At 74.6% G+C, this 16,423-nt stretch carries 16 protein-coding genes; 3 read left to right on the top strand and 13 right to left on the bottom strand.

All coding sequences use genetic code 11. The features are described from left to right. Positions 1 to 15 precede the first annotated feature (15 nt). From aroB to aroC, 3 genes are read right to left on the bottom strand one after another with little or no spacing between them, the layout of a single operon-like run. On the bottom strand, positions 16 to 1,191 hold the full coding sequence (aroB, locus tag B9L22_RS10720; RefSeq protein ID WP_086150371.1) for a 3-dehydroquinate synthase: 1,176 nt from the start codon (positions 1,189 to 1,191) through the stop codon (positions 16 to 18). After that, the gene (locus tag B9L22_RS10715) at positions 1,188 to 1,814 is read right to left on the bottom strand and encodes a shikimate kinase (RefSeq protein WP_083385036.1); all 627 of its coding nucleotides are present in this window, start codon (positions 1,812 to 1,814) and stop codon (positions 1,188 to 1,190) included. Before B9L22_RS10715 ends, aroB begins: the two co-directional genes overlap by 4 nt. After that, positions 1,814 to 3,031, bottom strand: coding sequence for a chorismate synthase (aroC, locus tag B9L22_RS10710; protein ID WP_086150653.1), 1,218 nt, complete (start codon positions 3,029 to 3,031; stop codon positions 1,814 to 1,816). Before aroC ends, B9L22_RS10715 begins: the two co-directional genes overlap by 1 nt. Before the next feature lie 170 nt (positions 3,032 to 3,201). On the opposite strand from aroC, the gene B9L22_RS10705 reads away from it, so the two are divergent. Next, positions 3,202 to 3,912: an A24 family peptidase gene (locus B9L22_RS10705; protein ID WP_086150370.1), complete on the top strand. Its 711-nt coding sequence runs from the start codon at positions 3,202 to 3,204 to the stop codon at positions 3,910 to 3,912. A 15-nt stretch (positions 3,913 to 3,927) separates the two neighbouring features. On the opposite strand, the gene B9L22_RS10700 is transcribed toward B9L22_RS10705, so the two are convergent. The 8 genes from B9L22_RS10700 to B9L22_RS10665 all read right to left on the bottom strand — a co-directional run bounded on the left by B9L22_RS10700 (position 3,928) and on the right by B9L22_RS10665 (position 12,562). Then, positions 3,928 to 4,806: a shikimate dehydrogenase gene (locus B9L22_RS10700; protein WP_086150369.1), complete on the bottom strand. Its 879-nt coding sequence runs from the start codon at positions 4,804 to 4,806 to the stop codon at positions 3,928 to 3,930. Continuing rightward, the gene (mltG, locus tag B9L22_RS10695) at positions 4,803 to 5,957 is read right to left on the bottom strand and encodes an endolytic transglycosylase MltG (protein WP_034654989.1); all 1,155 of its coding nucleotides are present in this window, start codon (positions 5,955 to 5,957) and stop codon (positions 4,803 to 4,805) included. Before mltG ends, B9L22_RS10700 begins: the two co-directional genes overlap by 4 nt. Beyond that, positions 5,954 to 6,490 (bottom strand): Holliday junction resolvase RuvX, encoded by a 537-nt coding sequence (gene ruvX, locus B9L22_RS10690; protein ID WP_232322572.1) that lies wholly within the window; start codon positions 6,488 to 6,490, stop codon positions 5,954 to 5,956. The genes mltG and ruvX overlap by 4 nt, the downstream gene beginning before the upstream one ends. Next, complete coding sequence (gene alaS / locus B9L22_RS10685) at positions 6,487 to 9,174, bottom strand: alanine--tRNA ligase (RefSeq protein ID WP_086150368.1); 2,688 nt, start codon at positions 9,172 to 9,174, stop codon at positions 6,487 to 6,489. Before alaS ends, ruvX begins: the two co-directional genes overlap by 4 nt. A gap of 66 nt (positions 9,175 to 9,240) precedes the next feature. Then, positions 9,241 to 9,600, bottom strand: coding sequence for a hypothetical protein (locus B9L22_RS10680; RefSeq protein ID WP_086150367.1), 360 nt, complete (start codon positions 9,598 to 9,600; stop codon positions 9,241 to 9,243). Further along, positions 9,600 to 9,998: a DUF948 domain-containing protein gene (locus B9L22_RS10675; protein ID WP_034650677.1), complete on the bottom strand. Its 399-nt coding sequence runs from the start codon at positions 9,996 to 9,998 to the stop codon at positions 9,600 to 9,602. The genes B9L22_RS10680 and B9L22_RS10675 overlap by 1 nt, the downstream gene beginning before the upstream one ends. A 245-nt stretch (positions 9,999 to 10,243) precedes the next feature. Then, positions 10,244 to 10,870 carry a 30S ribosomal protein S4 gene (rpsD, locus tag B9L22_RS10670; RefSeq protein WP_021483439.1) on the bottom strand — a complete coding sequence of 209 codons (627 nt, stop codon included), beginning with the start codon at positions 10,868 to 10,870 and terminating at the stop codon, positions 10,244 to 10,246. Positions 10,871 to 11,068: 198 nt separating this feature from the next. Next, positions 11,069 to 12,562 carry a replication-associated recombination protein A gene (locus B9L22_RS10665; RefSeq protein ID WP_086150366.1) on the bottom strand — a complete coding sequence of 498 codons (1,494 nt, stop codon included), beginning with the start codon at positions 12,560 to 12,562 and terminating at the stop codon, positions 11,069 to 11,071. 121 nt (positions 12,563 to 12,683) lie between these two features. Here B9L22_RS10665 and B9L22_RS10660 point away from each other — a divergent pair, with 121 nt between their 5' ends. Together B9L22_RS10660 and B9L22_RS10655 are read left to right on the top strand one after the other, a co-directional pair. Continuing rightward, complete coding sequence (locus B9L22_RS10660; RefSeq protein ID WP_338031504.1) at positions 12,684 to 14,930, top strand: MMPL family transporter; 2,247 nt, start codon at positions 12,684 to 12,686, stop codon at positions 14,928 to 14,930. 90 nt (positions 14,931 to 15,020) lie between these two features. Beyond that, the gene (locus B9L22_RS10655) at positions 15,021 to 15,779 is read left to right on the top strand and encodes a response regulator transcription factor (protein WP_061267267.1); all 759 of its coding nucleotides are present in this window, start codon (positions 15,021 to 15,023) and stop codon (positions 15,777 to 15,779) included. Here B9L22_RS10655 and B9L22_RS10650 read toward each other — a convergent pair. Both B9L22_RS10650 and B9L22_RS20030 read right to left on the bottom strand, forming a co-directional pair. Next, positions 15,755 to 16,147 (bottom strand): hypothetical protein, encoded by a 393-nt coding sequence (locus B9L22_RS10650; RefSeq protein WP_086150364.1) that lies wholly within the window; start codon positions 16,145 to 16,147, stop codon positions 15,755 to 15,757. The genes B9L22_RS10655 and B9L22_RS10650 overlap by 25 nt on opposite strands. Continuing rightward, positions 16,144 to 16,281: a hypothetical protein gene (locus B9L22_RS20030; protein ID WP_158097192.1), complete on the bottom strand. Its 138-nt coding sequence runs from the start codon at positions 16,279 to 16,281 to the stop codon at positions 16,144 to 16,146. Before B9L22_RS20030 ends, B9L22_RS10650 begins: the two co-directional genes overlap by 4 nt. Positions 16,282 to 16,423 lie beyond the last annotated feature (142 nt).

Genomic DNA, 16,423 nt, shown 5'->3' with positions numbered 1-16,423 from the left:
CCCGCCGAGGATCCGTCAGAGGGCGATCGGCCCCCGGCCCACCGGAGCGTCCGCCGCGATCTCGGCGTAGGCCGCGGCGAGGAGCGTCGGGTCCGGGCCCTCGAGGCGCGTCGGGCGGGCGACGTCGTCGAGCACGACGAAGCGCAGGAGGTCGCCGCGCGACTTCTTGTCGCGGCGCATGGCGGACAGCAGCTGCTCCCACCGGTCGCCCCGGTAGGTGAGGGGCAGCCCGAGCGAGCCGAGGATCGCGCGGTGGCGGTCGACGACGGCGTCGTCCAGCTTCCCGGCGAGGCGCGAGAGCTCGGCGGCGAACACCATGCCGACGGAGACGGCCGCGCCGTGGCGCCACTGGTAGCGCTCGGTGAGCTCGACGGCGTGGCCCAGGGTGTGGCCGTAGTTGAGGATCTCGCGCAGCCCGGCCTCCTTGAGGTCCTCCCCCACGACGCGCGCCTTGACCGCGACCGAGCGCTCGACGAGCTCGGCGACGACGGCCCAGGTCTCGTCCGCCGTCGGCCGGGTGCCCCACGCGGCGAGCGCGTCGCCGTGCTCCTCGACGAGCTCGAGGATGCGCTCGTCCGCGATGAACCCCGTCTTGACGACCTCCGCGAGCCCCGCGACGAAGTCCCAGCGACCGAGCGACTCCAGGGCCGCGAGGTCGCACAGGACGCCCGCCGGCGGGTGGAACGCGCCGACGAGGTTCTTGCCCTCGGCGGTGTTGATGCCGGTCTTGCCCCCGACCGCGGCGTCGACCATCGCGAGGAGCGTCGTCGGCACGTGCACCACGCGGATGCCGCGCAGCCACGTCGCGGCGACGAAGCCGCCGAGGTCCGTCGTCGCGCCGCCGCCGACCGTGACGACCGCGTCCGTGCGCGTGAAGTCCAGCTGCCCGAGCACGCCCCACAGGAACGCGGCGACCTGAGCGGTCTTGGCCTCCTCGGCGTCCGGCACCTCCGCGACGTACGCCTCGTAGCCCGACGCCTTGAGGTCCTCGTGGACGACCTCGGCCGTCGCGGCGAGGGCCGCGGGGTGCACGACGAGCACCCGGCGCACCGAGCCGCCGAGCATCGCGGGCAGCTCGCCGAGCAGGTGGCGCCCCACGACGACGTCGTACGGCTGCTCGCCCGCGACCCGGACGCGCGTCGGCGCGGCCGCGGCCGGGTCCTGGGCGGGGGTGGTGGCGTCGGGGGTCACGCGTTCTCCTGTTCGACCGGGGTGCCGGCGGGGTCGGCCGGCGCGGGTGCGGGCGTCGTGCGCCCCGGGGTGCCGGGCGCGGCGTCGCCCGCGAGGTGCCCGCGGATCTCGCGCGCGACCTGGGCGGGCGTGCGCGCGTCGGTGACGACGTGCAGCGTCGAGACCCGTTCGTAGACGGGCCGACGCGCCTCCATGAGGGCGGCCCAGCGCGCCCGCGGGTTGCCGAGCAGGAGCGGGCGCGCCTGGTTGAGGCCGACGCGCGGCGCGGCGTGCGCGAGGCTCACGTCGAGGAACACGACCGTCCCGCCCGCGGCGACGTACGCCGCGAGCGCGGTCTGCGTGTGCTCGTCGAGCACCGCGCCGCCGCCCAGGGCGAGGACGCCGTCGTGCGTCGCGAGCGCGGTCGTCACGGCCTCGCGCTCCAGCTCGCGGAAGTGCGGCTCGCCGTGGTCGACGAAGATGTCCGCGACCGGCTTCCCGGCCGTGGTCTCGACGTCGACGTCCGTGTCGCGCTGCGCGAGGCCGAGCAGCTCGGCCAGGTGGCGCGCGACGGTCGACTTCCCGCTGCCGGGCGGGCCGACCAGCACGACGACCGGGCGGGTCCCCGGGGCGACGGGCGTCATCAGCGCTGCAGCTCGGGGATCGCAGCGAGGTACGCCTCGGCGTTCCGGCGGACCTCCGCGACGGAGTCGCCGCCGAACTTCTCGAGCGCCTGCTCGGCGAGCACGAGCGCGACCATCGCCTCGGCGACGACCGCCGCGGGCGGGACCGCGCACACGTCGGAGCGCTGGTGCTGGGCCTTGGCGACGTCGCCGGTGACGACGTCGACCGTCGCGAGCGCGCGCGGCACCGTCGAGATCGGCTTCATGGCGGCGCGCACGCGCACCACCTCGCCGTTCGACATGCCGCCCTCGACGCCGCCGGCGCGGTTGCTGCGACGGTGGATGCGGCCGTCGGCGCCGCGCTCGATCTCGTCGTGCGCGGCGGAACCGCGGCGGCGCGCGGTGCGGAAGCCGTCGCCGACCTCGACGCCCTTGATCGCCTGGATCCCCATGAGCACGGCGGCGAGGCGCGCGTCGAGGCGACGGTCGCTCTGCGCGTAGGTGCCCAGGCCGGAGGGGACGCCGTACGCGAGCACCTCGACGACGCCGCCGAGGGTGTCGCCCGCCTTCTGGCACTCGTCGATCTCCGCGACCATGGCCGCGGCGGCGTCCGGGTCGAAGCAGCGCACCGGGTCCGCGTCGAGCGCCGTGACGTCGTCGGGGCCGGGCACCGGCCCGTCCTCGGGGACCTCGACCGGCCCGATGGCGACGACGTGCGACACGAGCCGGACGCCGAGCGCCTGCTCGAGGAACTTCGCCGCGGCCGTGCCGAGCGCGACGCGCGTCGCCGTCTCGCGTGCCGAGGCGCGCTCGAGCACGGGGCGCGCGTCCTCGAAGCCGTACTTGCGCATGCCGACGAGGTCGGCGTGCCCCGGGCGGGGCCGGGTGAGCGGGCGGTTGCGCGCGATCTCCCGGACGTCGCCCGTCCCGGCGTCGACGAGCAGAGCCTCGGGCGGCACCGGGTCCGACGACATGACGTCGACCCACTTGGGCCACTCGGAGTTCGCGATCTCGATGGCCAGCGGCCCGCCCTGGGTCACGCCGTGGCGCAGGCCGCCGAGGACGCGCAGCTCGTCCTGCTCGAACTTCTGCCGCGAACCGCGGCCGTACCCGAGGCGGCGGCGCGCGAGCGCGGCGCGCACGTCGTCCGTCGTGAGCTCGACGCCCGCGGGCAGCCCGTCGAGGATCCCGACCAGCGCCTCGCCGTGCGACTCACCCGATGTCAACCAACGCAGCATGATCGCCATCCTCCCACGTCGGCGCGCCCGTCCCGGCGGGCGCCCGCAGTACGGACCGACGGCGGTCGAGGGCTGCTGAGGTGACGCCGCGGCCCGCGCCGTGCCCGCCGACGCGGCGGTCTGTGGACGACGACGTCCCACGCCACCGCGGGCGCGCTACGGTGCCGCGCATGGTCCAGCAGGGGGACGGGACGAGGCACGCCGCGGCATCGCTCCGCGGGTCGGGTGACGACGAACCGGACGAGGCACGGAGGGCCGTGGTCACCGCGGGCGCGCCGAGGTCGTGGGGACGACGCCGTGGCGCCGACCTCGCCCGGGAGCTCCGGGTCGCGGGCCAGGCGGGTGGGGCGCTCGCGCTGCTCGCGGCACTGGCCGCGGCGTGGTGGTCGGGCCCGTCGTGGGCGACGCCCGCCGTCGTGGTCGTCGCCGCGGCCGGTGCGCTGCTCGCCGTGGTCGACGCGCGCACCCACCGCCTGCCGGACGTGATCGTGCTCCCGACGGGGGTCGCGGTCGTCGTGCTGCTCGCGGTCGCGTCGCTCGCGGCGGGCGACGGGGAGCCGCTCGTCCGCGCGCTCGCCGGGGGCGCCGTGGGCTTCTGCGCCTACGCCGCGCTGCGGCTCGCGCACCCGCCCGGGCTGGGGTTCGGCGACGTGAAGTTCGCCGGCACGCTCGGCACCCCGCTCGCGTGGCTGGGGTGGGCCGAGCTCGTCACCGGGCTCCTCGTGCCGTTCCTGCTCGGCGGGGCGTGGGCGCTCGGCCTGGTGGTCTCGCGGCGCGCTCGCCGCGACACCGCGGTGGCCTTCGGCCCCTTCATGGTGCTCGGCGCGGGCGTTGCCGCCGGCTGGGGGCAGACGACGACCGGCGCGGTCCTCGGCGGCTGAGCGCCCCCGGCGGGCTCAGACCGGGGCGCCGAGCGCGGAGCCGAGCGCGCGGTCCATCGTCGCCAGCGGCGCCGTCCTGCCGGTCATGAGCCGAACCTGCTCGGCCGCCTGGTGCAGGAGCATGCGCTCGCCGCCGACGACGGTGCCGCCGCCCGCGGTCCAGGCGACGGACAGCGCGGTGGGCCGGGGGTCGTAGACGACGTCGAGGAGGACCCCGCCGGGCGTCGCCCCGGCCCGGGACAGCGCGTCCGCCACCGGGTCGGCGGCACGCGACGGCAGGGTGGCCACGACGGCGTCCGTGCGCGCGAGGCGGCCGACGAGCGCGGGCGACGCCGGGTCCAGCACCTCGAACCGCGGCTCGACGCCCATCCGGTGCGCGGCGCGCTGGAGGCTGCCCGTGCGCCCGAGCGAGCGCACGAGGACGGTCGGCGCCGTGCAGCCCAGCTGCGCGAGCGCGGCCAGCGTCGAGGCGGCGGTCGCGCCGGCGCCCAGCACGACGGCGGAACGGACCTCCCGCTCCCCCAGCCCTTCGCGCAGCGCCGCGACGAGGCCGTGCACGTCGGTGTTCGTCCCGACGAACGTCGGTCGCGTCCCGCCCGTGGGCTGCACCACGAGCGTGTTGACCGCCCCGACGACGTTCGCGAGCGGGTCGACGTGGTCCAGCAGCGGGATCACCGCGTGCTTGAGCGGCATGGTCAGGCTCAGACCCGCCCACGAGGCGTCGAGGCCGTTGACGAAGGCCGGGAGCTGCTCCTCGGTCGTGTCGATCGCCTCGTACGACCACCCGTCCAGCCCGAGCGCGTCGTACGCGGCACGGTGCAGCACCGGGGACAGCGAGTGCGCGACGGGGTGACCGAGGACGGCCGCCCGTCGCGGCGGGCGCGTCGCGCTCACCCCTCGTTCTCCTCCAACCACTGCCGGTACTCCTGCTTGAACTGCTCGAACTCCGCGTACTTGTCGGTGAACTTCGTCTCTCCGGTGTCCAGGTTCACGGTGACGTACCAGAGCCACGGACCCTCCGGCGCGTTGAGGACGGCCTCGACGCTCTCCCGGCTCGGGCTCCCGATCGGGGTCGGGGGCAGCCCCTTGTGGACGCGCGACGCGTACGGGAGGTCGGGGTTCTGGAACTCCTCGGTCGTGATCTGGCCGGCCGGCTTGCCCAGCCCGTAGACGTCGATCGCGTCCATGCCGAGCGGCATGCCGTCCTCGATGCGGTTGTAGATCACTCGAGCGACCTTCTGCCGCTGCTCCGCGTTCTTGCCCTCCCACTCGACGATCGACGCCATCGTGAGCACCTCTTGGAAGCGCTCGGGCGCGACGCCGAGCTCGGCGAGCTCGCTCGTGGTCTGGCTCACCATGCCCTGGATGATCCCCGTGGCGGTGACGTCGCCCGGCTCGAGGACGTACGTCGTCGGGTAGAGCCAACCCTCGTAGTTGCCGTTCGCCTCGGCGGGCAGCCCCGTGGCGGCGGTGTCGGCCATGGCCGCCTCGAACTCCGCGACGGAGATTCCCGTGACGGAGGACGACCGCTCGAGGATCTGCTTGACGGTGTAGCCCTCGGGGATCGTGATCTTCGTCTCGACGCGCGAGTCGTTCGCCACGAGACGCGCGACGGCGTCCTTCGCGGACATCCCGAGGAGCAGCGTGTGCGTGCCCGGCTGGATCTTCCCGGCGTTCGGGTTCTCCTCGAACGCGCTGGCGAACGCCGCGGAGCTCGCGACGACGCCCGCCTCGGTGAGCACGGCCCCCATGTCGCGGCCCGTGGACCCGGGCTCGATCACGACGTCGACGGGCTCGGTCCCCGGGCCGTCGAAGTCCTTCGCCTCGAGCGGGTTCGCGAACCCGAAAAGGTCGGAGGCGTTGTTGAGCAGGAGGTAGCCCGCTCCGCCCACCACGAGGAGCGAGACGAGCAGGACCACGAGGGCCCGGCGGCGCCGGCGCTGGCGTCGCTTCTTCGCGGCCCGGCGCGCGCGCTGCTCGGCGCGCGAGGAGCGCGCGGGCTGCTGCTCGCCCTGGACTGCGGGCCGTTCGAACAGGTCGGTCACGGTCGGTGGTCTCCTGTCGGGTCTACAGGTTCTCCGGCGCGCACCCCCGCGCCCCGCTCGGCCTCGAGAGCGGATTGCAGAATGATAACGGCGGCGGCCTGGTCGACGACGCTCCGGTGCTTGCGACCGGCGCGTCCCGACGCGTGCAGCGCCTGGTGGGCGCTGACGGTCGTCATCCGCTCGTCGACGAGGTGCACCGGCACCGGTGCGACGACGCGAGCCACCGCACCAGCGTACGCCCGCGCGCCCTGGGCGGCGGCGCCCTCCCCGCCCGAGAGGTGCCGCGGCAGGCCCACGTACACGACCTGGGCGTTGCGCTCGTCGACCTCGGCCGCGATGCGGGCGACGTCGGCGGGGACCGCCGCGCCGCCGCGGGTGTCGCGCGCGAGGGTCTCGACGGGGGTCGCGACGAGCCCGTCGGGGTCGCTCGCAGCCAGGCCGACGCGGACGCTGCCCACGTCGACGCCGAGGCGCGCCCCCCGCGGGAGGGGGGCGCGCCCGTCGTCGGCGGGCTGCACGGGCAGGCCGGTCACGCGCCGGCCGCGGCGCCGTCGCGCACGCCCCGGAGGGCGGCGGGCAGCGCGGACACGTCCGTGCCGCCGCCCTGGGCCATGTCGTCCTTGCCGCCGCCACCGCCGCCGAGCGTCTGGGCCGCGGCCTTGGCGAGCACGCCGGCGCGCAGCCCGGCCGCGCGCGCGGAGGCGTTCGTCACGACGACGACCTGCGGGCGGCCCTTGGCGACGCCGCCGACGGCGACGACCGCAGGCTCCGCCTCGCCGAGCCGGCCGCGCACGTCGAGCGCGAGCGCGCGCAGGTCGTCCGCGGACGCGACCTCGCCGGCGTCGTGCACGACGACGCGCGTGCCGTCCACGAGCTCCGCCCCGGCGGCGAGCGTGCCGGCCGCCGCGAGGAGCTGCGCCTGCCGGAGCTGGGCGAGCTCCTTCTCGGCGTCGCGCAGGCGCGACACGAGCGTGCTCACGCGGTCGGGCAGCTCCTCGGTCCGCACGTTGAGCAGGCCCGTGAGCTGGCCCACGAGCGCGTGCTCCTTCGCCTGGAACCCGTACGCGCCGTCCCCGACGAGCGCGTCGACGCGCCGCACGCCCGAGCCGATCGACGACTCGCCGAGCAGCGTGACGAGACCGAGCTGGCCCGTGCGCTGCACGTGCGTGCCCGCGCAGAGCTCGCGCGACCAGTCGCCGCCGATGGAGACGACACGCACCGTGTCGCCGTACTTCTCGCCGAACAGCGCCATCGCCCCCAGGGCGCGCGCCTCGGTGATCGGCATGAGCTGGTCCGTGACCTCGAGGTTCTCCTGGAGCTGGGTGTTGACCCGCTCCTCGATCTCCGAGAGCGCGCCCGAGGGCACGGCGGACGAGCGACGGAAGTCGAAGCGGATGCGGCTGGGCGCGTTCTCCGACCCGGCCTGCGTCGCGTCCTTGCCGAGCGACTCCTGGAGCGCCTTGTGGATCATGTGCGTCGCCGAGTGGGCGCGGCTGATCGCCTTGCGGCGGTCGCGGTCGATCGTCGCGGTGCCCGGGTCGCCGAGCGCCGCGGTGCCCTCGACCAGGCGGCCGCGGTGCACCGACAGGCCCTTGATCGGGCGCTGCACGTCGTCGACCTCGATGGTCGCGCCGCCGTCGAGCACGATCGTGCCGTGGTCGGCGAGCTGGCCACCGGCCTCCGCGTAGAACGGGGTGCGGTCGAGCACGACCTCGACGTCCGCCGGGGCCGTCGCGGCCGGGGCGGGGACGCCGTCGACCAGCAGACCGGCGACGCGCACCGCCGCGGACGACTCGGTGTACCCGAGGAACTCCACGGGCGCCGCGAGCTCGGACGCGAGCGACTCGTACGCGGCCGTGTCGACGCCGCCGGAGCGCTTCGCGAGCGCGTCGGCGCGCGCCCGCTGGCGCTGCTCGGTCATGAGCGCGCGGAACGCCTTCTCGTCGACCTGGACGCCCTGCTCGGCGGCCATCTCGAGCGTGAGGTCGATCGGGAAGCCGTAGGTGTCGTGCAGCGCGAACGCCTGGTCGCCGCCGAGCAGCGGCGTCCCGCCCGAGCCGGCCGCGGCCTTCGCCCGCGACACGGCGGTGTCGAGGATCGTCGTGCCGGCCGTGAGCGTGCGACGGAACGCGTCCTCCTCGGTGTAGGCGACGTCGGAGATGCGCGCGAAGTCCGTCGCGACCTCCGGGTACGACGGCGCCATCGCGTCGCGGCTCACCGGGAGCAGCGCGGGCATGGCGCGGTCCTCGACGCCGAGCAGGCGCATCGCGCGCACCGAGCGGCGCAGCAGACGGCGCAGCACGTAGCCGCGGCCCTCGTTGGACGGGCGCACGCCGTCGCTCATGATCATGAGCGCCGAGCGGACATGGTCGGCCACGACGCGCATGCGGACGTCGTCCTCGTGGTTCGCGCCGTAGCGCTTGCCCGAGAGCGCCTCGGCCGCGGTGATGACGGGGAACACCTCGTCGATCTCGTAGAGGTTGTCCTTGCCCTGGAGCAGGTAGGCGACGCGCTCCAGGCCCATGCCCGTGTCGATGTTCTTGCGCGCGAGCTCCGAGACGATCCGGAACTCCTCCTTGGACTTCACGTCGTCGATCGCGTACTGCATGAAGACCAGGTTCCAGATCTCCAGGTAGCGGTCCTCGTCGACGACGGGGCCACCCTCCTGGCCGAACTCGGGACCGCGGTCGATGTAGATCTCCGAGCACGGGCCCGCGGGGCCGGGCTGGCCCGTGGACCAGTAGTTGTCCTTCTTGCCGCGAGCCTGGATGCGCTCGTCCGGCAGGCCGGCGATGCGCTTCCAGAGCTGCCGCGCCTCGTCGTCGTCGTGGTAGACGGTGACCCACACGCTCTCGGGGTCGAAGCCGTACTTCCCCTCCTCGCGCGCGCCCGTGACGAGGTCCCAGGCGTAGGTGATCGCGCCTTCCTTGAAGTAGTCCCCGAACGAGAAGTTGCCGTTCATCTGGAAGAACGTTCCGTGACGCGTCGTCTTGCCGACCTCGTCGATGTCGAGGGTGCGCACGCACTTCTGGACGCTCGTCGCGCGGTCCCACGGCGGGGTCTGCTCCCCCGTCATGTACGGGATGAACGGGACCATGCCCGCGATGGTGAACAGCGTGGACGGGTCCGGGGAGACGAGCGACGCCGACGGCACGACGGTGTGGTCGCGGTCGGCGAAGTAGTCGAGCCAGCGCTTGCGGATCTCGGCGGTGCGCATGATGTCCTTCGGAAAGAGGTCGGTGGTCGTGCGGGGTGGTGCGGTGGGCGCCGCGGGCTCGGCGTCCTAGAAGGAGTAACCGAGCAGGTCCTCGACGTCGTCCGCGTCGTCGAAGGCGTCCCGGTCGGCGCCGGCGGGGCGCGCGTGGCGTCCGGCCGCGCGACGCGCGCGGACGGCGTCCGGGTCCTCCTGGCCCTCGGCGAGCAGCGCCGCCATGAGCTCCTGCTCGCGGGCGTCGCGCGCGAGCGCGAACTCCGTGCGGAAGTCGCGGGCGATCTCGACGACCTTCTCGCCGAGGCCGTTCACCTGCTCCGTCGCCTGGTCCACGAGCGACGCCGGCGCGTAGCGCGCGAGGACCTTCTTGCCACGCACGACGACCACGACCGTGATCGCGACCCCGACGCCGATCCAGAAGACCCGGCGCATCAGCGCGACCCCTCGGCGCGGCTCGCGGAGCTGCCCGACGACCGCCGGCCGCCGAACGAGCGCGCGGCAGCCTGGCGCACGCCGTACGTGAACGCCGCGACCTTGACCAGCGGCGCACCGAACGTGGCGGCGTACAGGCCCGTGAGCGCGGAGACGTTCTCGCTCACCTGGGCGGCCGACGTGGTGATGGTGTCGACCTTGACGAGCTGGCTGTTCGTCGTGGCGACGGTCGTCGCGGCCTCGTCGAGGATCGGCACCGAGTGGTCGGTGACCTCCTTGATGCTCGCGCGCGCCTCGTCGAGCACGCGGCCGAGCTTGAGGAGCGGCACCGCGAGCAGGCCGACGAGCAGCACGAACGCGACGGCTGCGATGAGGCCGGCCACATCTCCCAGGGACATTCTTCCTCCAGTGCCAGTCACGGTGCCGCGGGCGCGGCACCCGCGCGCCGTGCGCGGGACGGTCGTCGCCGCGGGCTCCTCGCGGACGTACCCACGGCTCCGCGAAACACTACCCGCACCAGGGCGGGGACCGTCGTCGGGCACGGCGCGACGGCGCGCTCGCGGGGGCGGGCCGTCGCACCGGCCCGGACGCACGAACGCCCCGCTCGCCGACGAAGCGGTGAGCGAGGCGTCCGGAGCGGGACTCAGCGAGCGTAGTACTCGACGACGAGCTGGACCTCGCACTGCACGGGGACCTCAGCGCGCTTCGGGCGACGCGTGAGCACCGCGCTGAGCTTCTCGAGCTGGACGTCCAGGTAGCCCGGGACGGCCGGCAGCACGTCGCGGTGCGCGCCCGCGGCCGCGACCTGGAACGGCGTCGTCGCCTGGCTCTTCGGCTTGACCTGGAGGGTCTGGCCGGGCTTCACGCGGAACGACGGGCGGTCCACGATCTTGCCGTCGACGAGGATGTGGCGGTGCGTGACCGCCTGGCGCGCCTGCAGGATGGTGCGGGCGAAGCCGGCGCGGAGCACGAGGGCGTCGAGACGCATCTCGAGGTTCTCGACGAGCGCCTCACCGGTCAGGCCCTTGTCCTTGCGGGCGTCCTCGTACGCACGCGCGAGCTGCTTCTCGCGGAGCATGTACTGGGCGCGCAGACGCTGCTTCTCGCGGAGACGGACCGCGTAGTCCGACTCGGTGCGGCGGCGGGCGCGGCCGTGCTCACCCGGGGGGTACGGGCGCTTCTCGAAGTGCTTGACGGCCTTCGGGGTGAGGGCGATGCCCAGGGCGCGGCTCAGGCGGACCTGGCGGCGCGAGCGCTTGACAGACGTCACAGCGGTGTCTCATTCCTGTCGTTCGGGTTCTGACGTCACACCCGGTCCCGAGAACCGGGTCCAGGTGCGGGACCAGCCGATGGACCGCGCGCTCCACCGCGAGGAGGGGCGAGGGGTCGGGGCCGAGGTCCCAGGTGGTCGCCGCGAAGGCAACCTGAGCAGTCTACCGCACGTGGGGCGCCGTGGTCCCCAACCTCGTCAGCGCGCGGGGCCGTCCTGGTCGAGGATGTCGCGGATGCGCCCGAGGCGCTCCGTGACCTGCCGCTCGTACCCGCGGTCCGTGGGCGTGTAGTACCGCGATCCGACGAGGGAGTCCGGCAGGTACTGCTGCGCCGCGACGCCGTGCGGCGCGTCGTGCGCGTACCGGTAGCCCGCGCCGTGCCCCAGCTGCTTGGCGCCCGGGTAGTGCGCGTCGCGCAGGTGCGGCGGGACGGACCCCGCCCTCCCGGCCCGCACGTCCGCGAGCGCTGCGTCGATCCCGAGGTAGGCGGCGTTCGACTTGGGCGCGGTCGCGAGGTGCACGACCGCCTCGGCGAGGACGATGCGTCCCTCGGGCATGCCGATGAGCTGGACGGCCTGGGCGGCGGCCACGGCGGTCTGGAGCGCCGAGGGGTCGGCCATGCCGACGTCCTCCGCGGCGGCGATGACGATGCGGCGGGCGATGAAGCGCGGGTCCTCCCCTGCCGCGATCATGCGGGCGAGGTAGTGCAGCGAGGCGTCGACGTCGGAGCCGCGCATCGACTTGATGAACGCGGACACGACGTCGTAGTGCTGGTCGCCGTCGCGGTCGTACCGCACGGCGGCGACGTCGACGGCGCGCTCGACCGCGTCGAGGTCGACGGGCACCGGCGGGGGGCCGGCGTGGGACGTGCCGACCGCCGCGCCCTCGGGGAGCGCGGCGTCGTCGTCGGCCGGGACGGCCGTCGCGGGCACGGGCACCGGGGCGTCGGACAGCGCGGCGCCCGCGGCGGCCTCGAGCACGGTGAGCGCCTTGCGCGCGTCGCCGCCCGCGAGGCGCACGAGGTGGTCCTCGGCCTCGTCGGTGAGCGCGACGAGGCCGCCGAGCCCCCGGTCGTCGGCGACGGCGCGCCGCACGAGGGCACGGACGTCGTCGTCCCCGAGGGGCTGGAGCGTGAGCAGGAGCGAGCGGGAGAGCAGGGGCGAGTTCACGGAGAAGCTGGGGTTCTCCGTGGTCGCCGCGACGAGCGTGACCCAGCGGTTCTCGACGCTGGGCAGGAGCGCGTCCTGCTGGGACTTGGAGAAGCGGTGCACCTCGTCGATGAAGAGGACGGTCTCCTCGCCGCCGGTGGCGAGGCGGCGCCGGGCGTCCTCGACGACGGTGCGCACGTCCTTGACGCCCGCGGTGACGGCGGAGAGCTCGACGAAGCGGCGGCCGGAGGCGGTCGCGATGAGGTAAGCGAGCGTCGTCTTCCCGGTGCCGGGCGGGCCCCAGAGGATAACGGATCCGGGCGCGGCGCGGCCGCCGGACGCGTCGCTCTCGCTGCCGGACCGGATGAGCCGCCGCAGGGGCGAGCCGGGCACGAGGAGGTGGGACTGGCCCGCGACCTCGTCGAGGGTGGCGGGGCGCATGCGCACGGCGAGCGGGGCCCCCGGTCCGGGTCGCGGCGTGCCCTGAGCGCCGGACGTGGCGGCACCGAAGAGGTCGCCGCCGAAGAGATCACCGGTGGACATGGCTCGAGCCTACGCACCGCCGCCCACGCGGCGGTGCCGGGTCGAGGTGGTCGGGTGAACGTCCCGCCCCGGGGCGTGGGGGATCTGACACGCGGCGCGGGCGGGTGGGATGCTGGCGCTCGTGTTCTCGAGCCTCGGTCGTCGTGTCGCCCGCCACCCGCGTCTCACCGTCGTCGTGTGGGTCCTGCTGACAGCGCTCGGCTTCGCGCTGGCGCTGTTCGGCGTCCACGGGGAGAGCGTGTTCGACCGTGTGACGACGGGCGCGCCGACGATCCCGGGCTCGGACAGCGAGCGGGCGTCGCAGGTCCTCGCGGAGAACGACGAGGGCGGGACGGAGATCACGCTCCTGGTGTCCGGCGTCGACCCGGCGGACCCGCAGGTCGTGGAGGCGATGACGGGGGTCGACGCCGACCTCGTCGCCATCGAGGGCGTGGACACGGTCATCGACCCGTACGTGATCCCGGGCGGCGTGGAGGACCCCGCGGCGCAGTCGCTCGTCGCGCAGGACGGGCGCGGCTTCCTCTCGGTCGTGACGCTGCGCACCGACCTCGACGCCGAGCGCACCGACGCGGTCGCGGACCGCGTCGTCGAGCAGCTCGAGGCCGTACCCGGGGTGCTCGCGGACGCCGCCCCGGAGGCGGCGGGCGACGCGACGGGCCTCGTGGGTTCGAACGGGCTCATCGTCGAGGCGATCACGAGCCAGGTGAAGGAGGACCTGACGACGGGAGAGGCCGTGGCCCTCCCCGTGGCGCTGCTCATCATGGTGCTCGTCTTCGGCGGCTTCCTCGCCGCGGCGATGCCGATGGCCGGGGCCGTCGCGTCGATCGGCGCCGGCCTGGGAGTGCTGCTGGGCCTGACGTACGTGCTCGACGTCGACGCCTCCATCGTCAACGTCGTCACCCTGCTCGGCCTGGGCCTGTCCATCGACTACGGGCTGCTCGTGGTGTCGCGGTTCCGGGAGGAGCTGCACCGGCTGATCGAGGCGGGCGACGACCCGTCGCTGCGCCGGCGGCGCGGCGACGGCGTGGTGCACGCGGCGCTCGTGCGCACCATGGAGACCGCGGGCCGCACGGTCGCGTTCTCGGCGCTGACGGTCGCGATCTCCATCGCGGGGCTCATGGTGTTCCGCCCCGACATCCTGCGCGCGGTCGGCGCGGCCGGGCTCGGCGTCGTGCTCGTGGCCGTAGCGACGGCGCTCACCCTCGTCCCGGCGCTGCTCGCGTACTCGGGCCGTCGCCTCGCCCGCCCGGGGCTGCTCGGCCGGGTCCCGGGCCTGCGCCGCGTGCTCGCCCGGACCGCGGACGTGCAGTCGGACGAGGGCGCGTTCTCCCGTCTCGCGGGGCGCGTCCAGCGGCACCCGCTGTGGGTGCTGCTCACCACCGCGGCGCTCCTCGTGGTCCTCGCGCTGCCGGTGCTCGGGCTGCAGCTGCGGAACTCCGGGATCGAGCTGCTCCCCCAGGGCTCTCCCCAGCGCGAGTTCGTGGACGAGCTCGCCGCGCAGTACCCGTCCAGTGCGGGCGCCCAGGTCGTCGCCGTCGTGGACGCGAGCGTCGAGGACGCCCAGGCGTGGGCCGACGACGTGGCGGCGCTCGACGGGGTCGAGAGCGTCGACCCGGCGGCGCCCCTGGGGTCGTACGCCGTCGTGGGCGTGCACGTCGACACCGACGACGCCGGCGGGCCGGAGGCCGTGTCGGTCGTGCGGGAGGTCCGTGCGACGGACCCGGGTTTCGACGTGTGGGTCACCGGTCAGGCGGCGGGGCAGGTCGACTTCCTCGAGGCGCTCGGCGAGCGCGTGTGGTGGGCCGTGGGGATCGTCGTGGGCGCGACGCTCGTGCTGCTGTTCCTCATGACCGGCTCCGTCGTGGTGCCGGTGAAGGCGCTCCTGACGAACGCGCTGTCGCTCGCCGCCTCGCTCGGGGTCCTCGTGTGGGTCTTCCAGGACGGCCACCTCGAAGGGCTGCTGAACTTCTCGTCCGTGGGCGGGATCGAGACGTACGTCGTCGCGCTCGTCGTCGCGTTCGCGTTCGGTCTCGCCATGGACTACGAGGTGTTCCTGCTCGCGCGCATCAAGGAGCTGTACGACGCCGGGCTCTCCAACGACGAGGCGGTCCGCCTCGGCCTGCAGCGCTCCGGGCGGATCATCACGTCGGCGGCGGCGATCATCGTCGTCGTGTTCGCGGGCTTCGTCTTCGGCGACCTGCTCGTCATCAAGGAGGTCGGGTTCGCGCTCGCCGTCGCCGTCCTCATCGACGCGACGATCGTGCGCCTCCTGCTGGTCCCCGCGACGATGACGCTGCTCGGGCGGTACAACTGGTGGGCACCCGGGCCGCTGCGCCGGGTGCACCGCCGGCTCGCGATCACCCACTGAGACGCTCCGACCGGCGGGGACGGTTCGTGCGCGGGCACTCCCGCGGGCGGCTACGGTAGGCGGCAGACTCAGTCGCACGGGGGGAGACGGATGGCGGACAACACACGCACCGCAGTCATCGTCGAGGACGACGCGGAGATCCGTGATCTCCTGCAGACGGTGCTCGGTCAGGCAGGCTTCGTCACCGAGGCGGCCGCGACCGGCGTCGAGGGCGTGGAGCTCGTCCGGCGGACCGACCCGGTCGTGACGACCCTCGACGTGAGCCTGCCCGACATCGACGGGTTCGAGGTGTGCCGGCGCATCCGTCAGATCTCCGACACCTACATCGTGATGCTCACCGCGCGCACCGACGAGATCGACACCCTCATGGGCCTGGACGCCGGTGCCGACGACTACCAGACGAAGCCGTTCCGTCCGCGCGAGCTGCGCGCCCGCATCGAGGCTCTCCTGCGGCGCCCGCGACGCGGCCTGCCGTCGGACGGCGCCGACGCCGCCCGGCCCGCCCCGGCGGACCACGAGCCGACCCTCGTGGGGTCGGACGGGCTCCTGCTGGACGTCCCGCGCCGCACCGCCACGGTCGACGGCGAGGCCGTCCACCTCACGCGCAGCGAGTACGACCTCCTGGGAGCGCTCGTCGAGGCAGCGGGTCGCGTCGTCAGCCGCAACGAGCTCGTCCGCGTCCTGTGGGGCGAGGAGTACGACGCCGGCACGTACGTCACGGACGCGGACCGGCGCAGCGTGGAGGTGCACATCGCGAATCTGCGCCGCAAGCTCGGCGACGGTCCGTCGTCGCCCCGGTGGATCCGCACCGTGCGCGGCGTCGGCTACCGGTTCGACCCCACGGGCTGACCGGCGGCGGGCGGCGGGTCGCCGAGCAGCAGCGCCACCTCGTCGCACGCGCTGCGCGCGGCGGCCCGCAGCGTCCCGAGCGCGCGCGCCTCGTCCGCGGTCGTGCGGTGCCCGGCGCGGTGCCGGTCGAGCACCGCGGAGGCGGCGTCGCCGACCTCCGCGGCCCCGACCATGAGCGACGTCGACCGCACCGTGAGCAGCGTGCTGCGCGCCTCCTCGTCGTCGCCCCGGGCGAGCGCGACCGCCGCCGCGTCGACCCGTGGGACGACGAGGTCCCGGTACGCGACGAAGAAGCGCCGGACCGCCTGCACGTCGCCGTCCAGGTCGTCCGTGAGCGCCGTCCACGCCTGGCGCAGGTCCTCCCTCACGTGCGGGGGCCGTGGTGGCGGCCCGGGACGCCCCGGGTCTCGTCGGGCGTGCACCGATCACGGTCGAGCCGGGCGCCGTGGGGCGCAGGCTCGACGACGTCGACCGCGTCGCGGTCGGTGAGCAGGGCGGTCATGAGTGCCTCGTTCTCGTGGTGTCCGACGGGATCGATCCTGCGCGTCGTGGCGCGACGGACCCGCCGCGTCGGCGCAGCGAAACCTCAGGATCTGCTCAAGATCTTGAGGTCGCGGCAGCGGGATCAACAGCTTCCGGACGCG

It is taken from the genome of Cellulosimicrobium sp. KWT-B, from assembly GCF_002127155.1.
GTDB classification, from domain to species: Bacteria; Actinomycetota; Actinomycetes; order Actinomycetales; family Cellulomonadaceae; genus Cellulosimicrobium; species Cellulosimicrobium funkei.
Note: the sequence above shows the minus strand (reverse complement) of the source record. Positions and strands in the feature narration are given on the sequence as shown.